The sequence below is a fragment of the Flavobacterium sp. CFS9 genome (assembly GCF_041154745.1).
Classification (GTDB): domain Bacteria; phylum Bacteroidota; class Bacteroidia; order Flavobacteriales; family Flavobacteriaceae; genus Flavobacterium.
This window is the reverse complement of record NZ_AP031573.1, coordinates 4,117,306-4,129,880: the sequence shown is the minus strand read 5'-3', so window position 1 is coordinate 4,129,880 and position 12,575 is coordinate 4,117,306. Positions and strand designations below refer to the sequence as shown.

At 37.7% G+C, this 12,575-nt stretch carries 11 protein-coding genes; 9 read left to right on the top strand and 2 right to left on the bottom strand.

From position 1 onward, the window contains the following. Positions 1–188 precede the first annotated feature (188 nt). On the bottom strand, positions 189–938 hold the full coding sequence (locus tag ACAM30_RS17375; RefSeq protein ID WP_369615835.1) for a 4-hydroxy-tetrahydrodipicolinate reductase: 750 nt from the start codon (positions 936–938) through the stop codon (positions 189–191). 473 nt (positions 939–1,411) lie between these two features. On the opposite strand from ACAM30_RS17375, the gene ACAM30_RS17370 reads away from it, so the two are divergent. From ACAM30_RS17370 to ACAM30_RS17330, 9 genes are all read left to right on the top strand, one after another. After that, complete coding sequence (locus ACAM30_RS17370; RefSeq protein ID WP_369615834.1) at positions 1,412–1,762, top strand: hypothetical protein; 351 nt, start codon at positions 1,412–1,414, stop codon at positions 1,760–1,762. Between the two features lie 293 nt (positions 1,763–2,055). Further along, positions 2,056–2,751 (top strand): ABC transporter ATP-binding protein, encoded by a 696-nt coding sequence (locus ACAM30_RS17365; protein ID WP_264529922.1) that lies wholly within the window; start codon positions 2,056–2,058, stop codon positions 2,749–2,751. A 33-nt stretch (positions 2,752–2,784) separates the two neighbouring features. Next, positions 2,785–5,085 carry a TonB-dependent siderophore receptor gene (locus ACAM30_RS17360; RefSeq protein ID WP_369615833.1) on the top strand — a complete coding sequence of 767 codons (2,301 nt, stop codon included), beginning with the start codon at positions 2,785–2,787 and terminating at the stop codon, positions 5,083–5,085. Between the two features lie 8 nt (positions 5,086–5,093). Then, positions 5,094–6,542 (top strand): ABC transporter permease, encoded by a 1,449-nt coding sequence (locus tag ACAM30_RS17355; RefSeq protein ID WP_369615832.1) that lies wholly within the window; start codon positions 5,094–5,096, stop codon positions 6,540–6,542. Position 6,543: 1 nt separating this feature from the next. Further along, positions 6,544–7,899, top strand: coding sequence for an ABC transporter permease (locus tag ACAM30_RS17350; protein WP_369615831.1), 1,356 nt, complete (start codon positions 6,544–6,546; stop codon positions 7,897–7,899). Between the two features lie 289 nt (positions 7,900–8,188). After that, on the top strand, positions 8,189–8,515 hold the full coding sequence (locus ACAM30_RS17345) for an ArsR/SmtB family transcription factor (protein ID WP_369615830.1): 327 nt from the start codon (positions 8,189–8,191) through the stop codon (positions 8,513–8,515). Between the two features lie 58 nt (positions 8,516–8,573). Beyond that, positions 8,574–9,038, top strand: coding sequence for a DUF6428 family protein (locus tag ACAM30_RS17340; protein WP_369615829.1), 465 nt, complete (start codon positions 8,574–8,576; stop codon positions 9,036–9,038). Between the two features lie 133 nt (positions 9,039–9,171). Further along, on the top strand, positions 9,172–9,597 hold the full coding sequence (locus ACAM30_RS17335) for an arsenate reductase ArsC (RefSeq protein ID WP_369615828.1): 426 nt from the start codon (positions 9,172–9,174) through the stop codon (positions 9,595–9,597). 175 nt (positions 9,598–9,772) lie between these two features. Beyond that, positions 9,773–10,423, top strand: a complete 651-nt coding sequence (locus ACAM30_RS17330) for a VOC family protein (protein ID WP_369615827.1) — start codon at positions 9,773–9,775, stop codon at positions 10,421–10,423. A gap of 75 nt (positions 10,424–10,498) precedes the next feature. On the opposite strand, the gene ACAM30_RS17325 is transcribed toward ACAM30_RS17330, so the two are convergent. Next, on the bottom strand, positions 10,499–12,487 hold the full coding sequence (locus ACAM30_RS17325; RefSeq protein WP_369615826.1) for a heavy metal translocating P-type ATPase: 1,989 nt from the start codon (positions 12,485–12,487) through the stop codon (positions 10,499–10,501). Positions 12,488–12,575 lie beyond the last annotated feature (88 nt).

Genomic DNA, 12,575 nt, shown 5'->3' with positions numbered 1-12,575 from the left:
GTATCAAACTCAGAAATACCATTTCATAAGTCGAAAATACAAGCAACAAGCCATGCGGAAGAAATGTATTTCATTTTGAAACCTTTTTGCCCCATTATTTCTATGCTTCTATGTGTTTTTTAAAATAAAATCGACATAAAAAACAAACCCGACAGGTTTCAAAAACCTGTCGGGTTTACTTTATTAGATCAGACGGTAAAATAAGGCGTTAAAATATCTTCAAAATTATATAACCCTTTGGGTTTGCTTTTCAGATTTTCGGCAACAAAAACAACTCCGTTTCCAAATGCTTCCCTCGAGATCGATTCGTGAATCAAACGAACCGTCTGATAGGGAAATCCAAATATAACCTCGTGCTTACCTACTATTCCTCCTGCCCTTACTGAGTTGATATTGTCTTTATCGATTTCCAGAGCTTCTGCAATTTTAACCGCTGTTCCCGAAGTTCCTTCTTTCTTCTTAAAATGTTCTTCATTTACTTCAATATCCACCCAGGGAGCAATTTTCTTTAAAAATTTAGCAGCAAAAAGCAAATAATTGACTCCAAGCGTAATATTGGGTGACCAAAAGACCGTCGTTTTATGTGCTAGTTTCTTTAGTAACTGCAGCTCTTTGTCTTTGTAGTGAGAAATAGCCGAGATAATCTTGACCTTTCGCTGTGCTGCCTGCTCTCCGTAGGTATAAATACCATCAGTTGAAGAGAAATCAATAATAACATCTACAGGATGTTTGTCCAGTAATTCCTCCATTGACGTTTTAGAACTCGAGTAAATTATCCCTTGTTCTTCTGACGGAATGCCCAAAAACTCTGAAACAGATCTCTTTTCCAGAACAGTACTTTTTCTTAAAACCCATTCCAGACAAAATTTATTGTTTTCCAGTAATACAGTTGCTACTGACTTTCCCGTTTTTCCAAATCCAATTAAACCTATTTTCATAATTTACTTTTTTTATGGAGCAGAACGCCCGTTTATAAAATTGACACTTTGTAGAGCTCATGTCAAATCAAGAATTGAATTGCCATCTAATCCGATCACTATCCGTTTCCTGTAAAAATAAAGAATCTATAACAGGATCACCAGCAATAACTTAGATAACTGCTAATAAACAACGATGTTAACACGAATAATATTGTCAAAATAGTTTCTAAAGTGTAACACTGATATTTTTGGTGCTGTCTATTTTAATTTTAGATTATTCCAAAAATGCTCCTCAAAAACGGCCTGAAATGCAACTGCATCTTATGAAAACTCAAAAAAACTACAGAAAAAAAGTTGCCCTATTCAGCCCTACACCATAAAATAATAAGCGATTCTGGTGCATTTTTAAATAAGATATCTATATTTGCAACAACGTTGCGTTAGTTTATAAGTTATCAAGTCCTTTAAAAATGGGACTTCTCTATTCAAGAATGAAAAAGAAAATTGTATTAATTCATCTTTTTATGTCTGTAACCGTATTGTTTGCAATGCTGTTTCAGACGCTGCATTCTTACGAACATGTTTACAAACAGCTAACCAGTAAACATTGCGAGCACTCTTACATTGAAGGACAAAAGCAAATCACACACAGCCACTCAGTAGACAACAACTGTCAGATTTGTCATTTTACCTTTAGCACCTTTATTACAAATAGCTTTCAAACGTACTCTTTTCTTAAAGTAAGTGTTGAAACTTTCAGCTTGTTCTTTTACGAAAAAACAGTTTCTGTTGTTTTCAAAGGCAGTCTTTTTGCTCTCCGGGCACCACCTTCTATTCTCTAGTTTACTGCATTTTCACCCGAAAAATTAAAAAATAACTTTTGCTTGTCTTTTTCAAAGATCAGGCAAAAACGTATTTGTAGTCTTACTTGGTCTGTTTTCAATACAACAGCTCCAATTTAAGATGCGAAAGGCATTCTGGTATATCCAATTTGCTTATCTCTTCGGCTGTTGTCAGTAAATTCTCTTCTCTTCCCATTTCGTCACCGATTAAAATGTTTCAGTTCTAAAAGCTGTCATTATAAGGTGCTGGAAATGAAAACCTGTACTAAAAATCATCCAAATACATCAAAACTATGCTTATAGCTGAAAATCTAACAAAAAAATATGGTGATCATATTGCTTTAAACAAACTCAACTTAACCATTAAAGAAGGGGAAATTTTTGCTTTATTGGGGCAAAATGGTGCCGGAAAAACCACCACAATCAACCTTTTTCTAGGTTTTATTGCTCCAACAGACGGAGAACTAAAAATTAACGACATATCCGTCATCGACAACGCACAGGAAACGAAAAAATATGTTGCTTATATCCCCGAAACCGTAATGCTGTATCCTAATCTTACCGGTCTGGAAAACTTAAAATTCTTCTCATCGCTGGCAGGATTCAAATATTCGCAGGGGGAACTGACTTATTTCCTGTCAAAAGCGGGGCTTCAGATCAAGGCGCACCATCAAAATTTAGGCGGTTATTCTAAAGGAATGCGTCAAAAAGTGGGAATTGCGATTGCGATTGCCAAAAAAGCCAAAGTGCTCTTACTGGATGAACCTACGAGTGGTTTAGACCCGAAAGCTTCCAACGAGTTTTCCCAAATACTAAAAGAACTTTCAGCTGATGGAACAGCCATACTAATGGCGACACACGATATTTTCAGAGCACGGGAAGTTGCTTCTCATATTGGCATTATGAGACAGGGAAACCTTGTTACCGTTATCGAGGCCGATAAAATCTCGGCAAACGAACTCGAAGATTTGTATTTACAAACTGTATAAAGAGAAATTACTTTCTCCATCCAATCCAAAAAAATGAAACACTATATTTTCTCACTATTTTTATTAAGTATTACTTCGTTTGCCCAATCGCAAACCGTTAATAAAAAGATATCGGATAGTATTCCGAAAGATTCTGTCAGGATAAAACCCGAACACACTCAATTACAAACGGTTGAAATCATTGGCCGTTCAACCAAAAAATACAATAGCGATTATTCTTTTGCAGCCACAAAAACAGCCGCTCTCAACAAAGATATCCCACAATCCATTTCCACGATCACCAAAGAACTAATTGCCGACAAAGGTGCTATTTATCTGGCTGATGCTGTAAAAATGGCCAGTGGCGTGATCCCGGCAAGTTATTACAATCAATATACTATTCGCGGAATCAGTCAAAATGAAGAAGGTCAGATTATAAACGGTATGCGAACGCGCCAATATTACTTTTTACAGCCGCTGACTACCAATATTGAAAGAGTTGAAGTGATTAAAGGCCCTTCGAGTGCTACATTTTCATCGGTAGATCCGGGTGGAAGTATCAATCTGGTGACTAAAAAACCATTGGCCATTGATCGAAAAGAGATAAGCCTGACCGCAGGAAGCTTTAGCACCTTGCGCGGAACCTTAGATTTTACAGGCCCATTGAACGAATCCAAAACACTTTTGTATCGCGTAAACGGAGCGTATCAGGAAGCCAAATCGTTTCGGGATCTGGTGCGTAACAAATCGTTTTTGATTTCTCCATCATTCAGTTACATTCCGAATGAAAAAACGGCGATCAATACCGAACTGATTTTAAGCAACATGACTGGAGTTCTGGATCGCGGACAGCCTATTTTTGGCGCCGTTGCAGGTGTTACAAGTCTAAACAAAACCCCAATTAGTCTGAACTTGGGAGCTCCAAGTGATTTTTTTAAATCGAAAGAAATGATTCTGATGACGAATTTTGCACATAAATTCAGTTCAAAAGTGGGTTTTAACGCTTCGTATATGAAACAAACCTGGACAGAAGATCTTCAGGAACATAGAACGACAAATGCTTTTGCTGTCGATATGAACAATAAACCGGTTAGCAATCTGGCCATGATGCAGTTTGTACAGCGTCAGCAGTATTGGGACATTGATAACTTAAGTGCTTATTTCAATTTTGATATAAAAACCGGAAAACTGAAGCATAAAGTATTGACAGGTTACGATTTGAGCAGCTGGAACAAAACCAAAGGCGGCGGACAAAATGCGGCAAGAGGTTATTTGCTGAAAGACGGAACGGTCGCCCCTTCATTTGTTGCTGCAAACTCAGCCAATTACCAAACCATTACAGTGGACGGAGTGGTTTTACCTAAACCCAATGTCAACTATTTCAACCTGAACAATCCAACCTATACTTTAACAAGTCCTGACGATTATACGCTGAATGTTCGTACAGCATTACCCTCTGCTTTAACCACTACGAACGCTATTTACATTCAGGATCAGGTACAATGGGAGAAATTTACCTTTTTGCTGGGGTTGAGACAAGAATGGTTTAAAGACATTACCAATTATGAGTCCAACAACGAACTGATCGTAAAAAAAACAGCACTCTTGCCGCGTATTGGGGTAACTTATGCCGTGAACAATCAGATAAATATTTACACCACTTATCTGGAAGGTTATCAGCCGCAATCGAACACAGTGACTTTGATGCCTCAAACCGGAAGCCTTCCGGCAGGAAGTTTGTTTGATCCACTGAAAAGTAATTTAAAGGAAGTTGGACTAAAGGCTACTTTTTTCGACAATTTGGTAAGTTTTAATGCTGCTGTTTACGAAATCAATCAGCGCAACATTCTCATGAATGCCAACGACCCTGCAAATCCGGATTTACTGGTAACCAGAGGTGCTGAAAGAAGCCGTGGCTTTGAGTGTGATATAGCCGGTTTTATTACGGCCGACTGGCAAATAAATGCTTCTTACAGTTATATTGATGCGAAAATCACCAACGATCGTGATCCGTCATTAATTGGTGCCCAAAAACAAAATACACCAAAAAACAGTGCTAATTTATGGACGAGATACAATTTCAATTCTGATTCGGCTTTGAAAGATCTCGGAATTGGTTTTGGAATGCAATACCAAAGCAGCAAAGTGCCTTGGTTCACAAGAGCCTTTACACTGCCTGATTTTACGGTTTTCGATGCCGCGTTGTACTATAAACCCAACAAAAGCAATATGCAAATTGCTCTTAATGCGGGCAATTTACTCAATAAAACGTACTGGCTGGGTGCTCAGAATTACCTGCGTCTGTTTCCGGGAGCTCCACGCAACTTCAGTCTTACTGTAACTTATAAATTTTAAACTGTATCATGTTACTACACAAAGAAATTTTAATTGCCGGACATTTAAAAAAGGCCGTTTTTAAAAATACAGCCGTCTATATCATTACAGCTTTTATTGGTATCATATTGCTTTACGCCGCTTTTTCAGGTTGGGAAAATTACAGCAACCAAAATCAGACGAGCGAAAAATACCAGCAAGAATCACGTGAAGACTGGCTGAATAATCCGGATAAGAACCCGCACCGAATGGCTCATTACGGGAACTTTGCTTTTAGAAAGAGTACTCTCCTGAGCGTTTTTGAATTCGGAATGGAACCGTTTTTCGGAAATGCGATCTTTCTCGAAGCGCACAAACAGAACAGTGCCAATTTCTCAGAAGCAGGTTTTTCTAACAGTATGCTTCGTTTTGGAGAGATTAGTATTGCCATGGTTTTACAGCTTTTATTGCCCCTGTTGATTTTTTTCTTAGGATTTAATGCTGTCGCAGCCGAAAGAGAAAACGGAACTTTAAAATTAATTTTAAGCCAGGGAATCAGTTGGAAACAACTCTTAAGAGGTAAAATATTAGGGGTTGCAAGTGCCATTCTGCTCATTTTTGTTCCTACTATATTGGTTCTTGTACTCCTTTGGCTGTTATTGCAGGATTTTACTATTTCAACCGATGAAACCATCAAAATGATATTGTTCGTACTGTTTCATTTTATTTACCTGATGTTCTTTTGTGTCATTGCTGTTTTGGTTTCCGCTGCGAGTAAAACTTCTAAAAAAGCATTGATTTCCTTAATCGGAATCTGGCTGGTTCTTACTATTATTTTGCCTAGAACCACTCAGGCAATTGGCGCCTATCTTTACGAAGCCCCTTCCAAAATACAGTTCAACAGTGATATTGAGAAAGACATTCTGAAACAAGGCGACAGCCACAACCCGAACGACATTCACTACAAAGCCATAAAAGATTCTTTGTTACGCGCCTACAAAGTCGATTCGGTACAAAAACTGCCGTTTAATTATTCGGGATTTATCATGACGGAAGGAGAAAAAATCAGTTCGCGTATTTATAACGAACATTTAGAGAATCTTTTAAAAGTTTACGACCAGCAGAACAGTTTTTCTAAAGCCGTTTCATTCCTGAATCCTTATATCGCAATCCGAAACCTTTCTATGGGATTATCGAATACAGATTATAGTTCCTATATCGATTTTCAGAAGCAGGCTGAAATTTACCGCTATACAATGGCGCAAAAGATGAATGCTCTTCAAGTTAAATACATCAGTAATAAAAAGCCGGGACCAAACGACAAGCCTTTATCCATCAGCAAAGAACACTGGGCTGATCTGGAAGAATTTCATTATGAGCCAAAAGAAATCCCGGCTATTTTAAAATCCGAAATCCTCTCTATAGTCTCTATTTTTCTATGGATCATAGCGCTTTTTATTCTTCTTCGAATTGCAGCCAAAAACCTTAAAGCCATCTAGTATGTTAGTATTACTTTTTAAAAATTTCATTCGATCAAAAGGCGCCAAAATTGGATTGGTATTTCTGTTACTCATCGGATTCATCGGTATTTTAATCGGACAGCAGTTTCAGCAAAAGCAGCAAAACAATATTGCAGAGGCTGCGCTGTACCAAAAAGAGCATATCGCACGAAATGCCGCTTTTCACAAAGACGAAATGGGGCTCCTGCTCTACTACATCAAATTTTCACTTATCAATAAAACATTGCCTCTGAATCCTCTCGCCATTGGTCAGCGCGATGTAAATCCGTCGATTCAAAGCGTTACAATTCGGGGGTTGGAAGGTCAGAAATACGACGCAGAGCTCAATAACCCGAACAATCTTTTATCCGGAAATATCGATTTTAGTTTTGTCTTGATTTATCTGTTTCCCCTTTTAATCATTGCATTCTCATACAATCTGGTTTCGGAAGAAAAAGAAAGCGGTACCTGGAAGATTGTTTCTACACAAAGCGAGAACACTTTTGTATACATTCTGAAATTGTTTTACATCAGGATTTTAAGTTTGATCGTGTTGTTCACTTTTTTACTTTTATTAGCTGTTCTTATTTTAGCGATTCCGCCTGATTTCTCACTTCTCACCTTTTACGGAATAAGTGTTTTATACATTTTGTTCTGGTTTGCAGTCAGCTTTTTTATCGTTTCTCTTCAAAAAAACTCCAACTTCAATGCGGTTATTTTGCTCACGATCTGGCTGTTTCTGATTATAATTCTGCCGGCGGTAATCAATACGTATATCGTAAATAAATATACTATTCCGGAAGCTTTGGAACTGACTGTCAAACAACGAAATGCTTATCATGAAAAATGGGATATGGATAAGAAGATCACAATGGATAAATTCTATCAGCATTATCCGCAATTCAAGCGATATCCTTTACCCCATACAGAGTTTAACTGGCTTTGGTACTACGCCATGCAGCAGGCGGGCGACGACGATTCGGTAAAACAATCTCAGGAACTGCAAACTAAACTGGAACAGCGCAACAAGGTCAGTCAGTTGATTGCCTTGTTCGTTCCAACCTTGCACGCACAGCTCCAACTGAATGAAATTGCCAAATCTGATTTAGGAAACCAGCTTTTATTTTTGAAGGAAACCCAGCGTTTTCATGAAAAAATGAGGCTTTACTTTTATCCAAAAATATTTGAAAATGCCCCAGTCGTAGAGGAAAACTGGTCAAAGTTTAAGGTAGAGACTTTCACCGATTCCTCACAAACTAATTGTCTAAAAGCCTTTTTGCCATTGTTGCTTTTTAGTCTGTTATTGATTGGTTTGGGCTGGGGAAATTTCAAAAACAATAGAAAAGAAGCTTTTTAAAGGGGGATTTTCTCAACTTAAAAATTTTAAACACATAGAAACATAGATCGAAATGCAGAAAAAGGCGTTTCACTTCAAATAAAATGTCCCGATGCCTCGGGACGAAAGAAATGAATTTCTCTTTTGTTCTCTCTTTTAAGAATACAAATCTATGTTTTTATGTGTTTCATAATTTTAGCGTTCCAACATCGGAATCAATAATTCAACTCACCTTATTTAAAAATTCTAAAATAAATCCTTTGATTTTAAAGTTTATATCGTAATATTGCAATATTATATTTTAAATCACATGGGAGCTTCTAAAACAGAACATTTTACAGATAAACAAAATCAGATCGCCACTATAGCTAAAGCACTGGGGCATCCGGCCAGAATTGCTATAATTGAATATCTGTTAAAAGTAAACGAATGTATTTGCGGGGATATCGTAAATGAGTTGCCTCTGGCACAGCCTACAGTTTCCCAACATCTTAAAGAACTAAAAAATGCGGGACTTATAAAAGGAAATATTGAGGGCAACGCCATCTGCTATTGCATTAATGAAGAAACTTTTGACCTTCTAAATACCTACTTTTCCGGTATTATTACCATTGCAAAAAATCAAAAATGCTGTTAAAGGCTTTTTTTAGCTTACTATATCGCAATATTGCATTATATCTATAAACATAAAGAAGATGAAACTATCAGACATTAAAAAATTACTGCCTACTCTTGAAAAAGTAGAATTTCAACTAGAAAACGGAGCTTTTGTTCCGGAACACTTTCACGTTACTGAAGTGGGAATGATTACTAAAGATTTTATCGATTGCGGCGGTGTAATTCGTCATGAAAAAAGTGTCAACTTTCAGCTTTGGAATGCAGACGATTATGAACATCGGCTAAAACCCGGCAAACTTTTACACATCATTAAGCTTTCAGAAGAAAAACTAAATATTGAAGACCTGAATATCGAAGTTGAATATCAAAATGAAACTATCGGGAGGTATGATTTAGAATTTAATGGCAATCATTTCGTATTGAAAAGCAAAGTCACAGCCTGTCTGGCACAAGATGCCTGTGGAATTCCATCACCATCTGGTTTTATTGAATTAAACAAGGACAAAACAAATTCCTGTTCACCTAATTCAGGCTGCTGTTAAGCCATGGGCACTCTCTTTCATACCTATAAAAAACCAATTATAATCACTACTGCTGTTATTGTACTGCAACTGATTTATGGCTTCGAACCTAAATTTTGCATTATCAATATCATCTGGTTACTCGTTTAAAACTATGACAAAAAATATTTTAGTGCTTTGTACAGGAAATAGCTGTCGAAGCCAGATCGCCGAAGGTTATTTACGTCACTTTTTAAGCGATAAGGCTCAGGTTTACAGCGCCGGCATTGAAACTCATGGCGTTAATCCAAAAGCTATAGCGACAATGAAGGAGGATGGAATTGATATTTCAGGACATACTTCAAATCACATTGATGAATACCAAAACATCCATTTTGATATTATCCTGACAGTTTGTGATCATGCTCATGAAAAATGTCCTTTTCTTCCAAGTAAGGCTCAAAAATTTCATCAAAATTTCCCGGATCCGGCCAAAGCAACAGGAACAGAAGCCGAAATTATGCAGGAGTTCCGCACCGTAAGACAACTGATTAAAGACTATTGCGGAACGTTTGCAAAAACGATCAACACAAACTATTAAATACAAATCTATGTTTCAATGTGCTAAATAACCTTATCAACGAGCTGTTTCTCATCATAATTTACAATACATTCATCGAAGTATAAAATGATACGATCGTTAGAATACCAATGGCCTTTTTTAAATTTGTTGGAAATGAAAAGAAGCTTCTGCCTCTTTATAAATCTACCTCATCATGAAATTACATCACCTTCAGATTCAAACCAGCAATATTCAGGAAACAGCAGCATTCTATCAAAACGTACTTAATCTTCCTATTCTTGAAAAAGATTCTAAGTCGGTTACTATTGAGGCAGGTAAATCGGTTTTAAAATTCATCGAAAATCAGCAATTCAACTCTATCTATCATTTTGCTTTTAATATTCCTCAAAACAAGCTGCAAGAGGCTATTAAATGGGCTGAAGACAAACTGGAGCTAATTGTTATTGAAGATACTACTGTTATTGCTAATTTTGAGAACTGGAATGCCAACGCAATCTATTTTTATGATAACAATGGTAACATACTGGAATTCATCGTCCGATACGACCTCAACAATGCTCAAACGGAACCTTTTAGTTCTCAATCGATACTCAACATTAGCGAAATTGGAATTGTCAATGAAAATCCTCTGATCCTCGCGAACCAACTAATAACCCAGCACGGTTTAGAATTCTTTAGCAAAAATGACAATAGTGAACTCTTTGCTGCGCTTGGAGATGATGAAGGTCTGCTAATTATGGTACGCCCCAATCGAAACTGGTATCCAACTCAAATACCTTCCAAAAACAATACAACCGAAGTGCGATTGGAGAATAACGGAGCTTCTGTTGAATTAAAGTTTTAGAAAATAATAATCAAAAGGCATTAATCCTATAAAAAAAGCCGTTTCAGATTTAACTCTCGAAACGGCTTCTTTATCTTAAAACTTCATCTTCTGAATCCGTACAGCATTCAGAATAGCCAGTAAGGCTACGCCAACATCAGCAAAAACAGCTTCCCACATGGTCGCCAGTCCGCCGGCACCCAAAATAAGTACGACCGCTTTTACAACAAAGGCCAGAGTAATATTCTGCCAGACGATTTTCTTAGTCTGCTTTCCAATGTTTATCGCCATCGGAATTTTGCTTGGTTTATCGTCCTGAATCACCACATCGGCAGTTTCGATCGTGGCATCACTGCCCAACCCTCCCATCGCGATTCCAACCGTACTTAAAGCAATTACCGGAGCATCGTTTACACCATCCCCCACAAAAGCAACTGTTTCGTTTTTATCTTTAATTTCATTCAGTTTATTGACTTTATCTTCTGGTAATAAATCTCCAAAAGCGTTTGTAATGCCTAAAGTTCTGGCAACAAACCCCACCACATTGGTTTTGTCACCGCTCAACATCGTTACCTTAACTCCGAGCGCTTTCAGTTTCGTTACTGCCTCTTGTGCATCTGCTTTTATTTCATCAGCTATCGTTAAGTAACCGGCAAACTTATTGTCGTAAGCAATAGCAATGGTCGTATAAACCACGGCATTGGGATCAACATTGTAAGTGATCCCAAATTTATCCATCAGTTTAAAATTCCCTACATGCAGTTCTTTTCCGTTTATTTCCGCTTTCAATCCGTGTCCGGAAATCTCTTCGACATTTTTCAATAGTATCGAAGAATCAATTTGTCCTACATAATTGTGAATCGCAGTCGCAACGGGGTGTGTACTCTGACTTTCGAGTACATTGACCAATTTTAAAATTTCGTTTCTCTCAAAACCGTCCTGAATAATCACTTCCTGAACTTTAAAAACACCTTCGGTCATCGTACCTGTTTTGTCCATGACAACATTCTGAATGGTTGAGATACTGTCTAAAAAATTACTTCCTTTAAACAGGATACCATTCTTGCTCGCCGCTCCGATTCCGCCAAAATAACCCAGCGGAATGCTAATTACCAAAGCACAAGGGCACGAAATTACCAGAAAAACCAATGCTCTGTACAACCAGTCACTAAACACATAATCGGATACGAAAAGCATCGGCAGTAAGCAAATGGCAATCGCCAAATAGACTACAATCGGCGTATAAATTTTAGCAAACTTTCGAATGAACAATTCTGCCGGAGCTTTTTTTGTCACAGCATTCTGAACCATTTCCAGAATCTTGGACAATTTACTGTCATTATACGCTGCAGTTACTTTTACCAATGCAATGGTGCTTCCGTTGATCATTCCGGCCAAAACAGTTTCTCCTTTTACTTTGGTGTCCGGTTTACTTTCTCCCGTAAGTGCTGCGGTGTTAAAAGAAGCCGAATCAGAAAGTAATTCTCCGTCCAGTCCCAGTTTTTCTCCTGCTTTCAACTGAACGATTGCTCCAATGGCAACATCGGCTGCTTTGACTTTAGTCGCAATATTATTTTCCAGAACACTTACCTCATCAGGGCGCTGATCCAGTAAGCTTTTAATGTTTGATTTGGCACGACTGACGGCCATTCCCTGAAAGTTCTCCCCAATGGTGTAAAACAACATCACAGCAACCCCTTCCGGAAATTCTCCAATGGCAAATGCTCCGATGGTGGCAATACTCATCAGGAAAAACTCTGAAAACACATCGCCTTTTCTGATGCTTTCGTAAGCTTCTTTTAAAACAGGGAATCCTACCGGCAGATAAGCAATGACATACCAGGCGATTCTAACAGGTCCTGAAAACCATTTCTGCTCAAAATACTGATCGAATCCAATTCCAATCAGCAATAAAACAAAGGAAATAATAGCGGGTAAAAACATTCTAAACCATCCGCTATCCGCACTATGACTGTGATCGTGCCCGTCATCGTCTGAATGCACAGGCTCGTCGTGTGAGCAACAGGAACCGGGTTGATTTATTTTATTCTTTTTAATCTTTTCTTCTTTATGTAGATGTTCCATGAGAAATTTAAAGTTTTAGGTTGCAAAGTTTCAAGTTTAAACTTTGTTTCAATAATGTTCTAAATTTACGGATTTTGTATTAATAGTT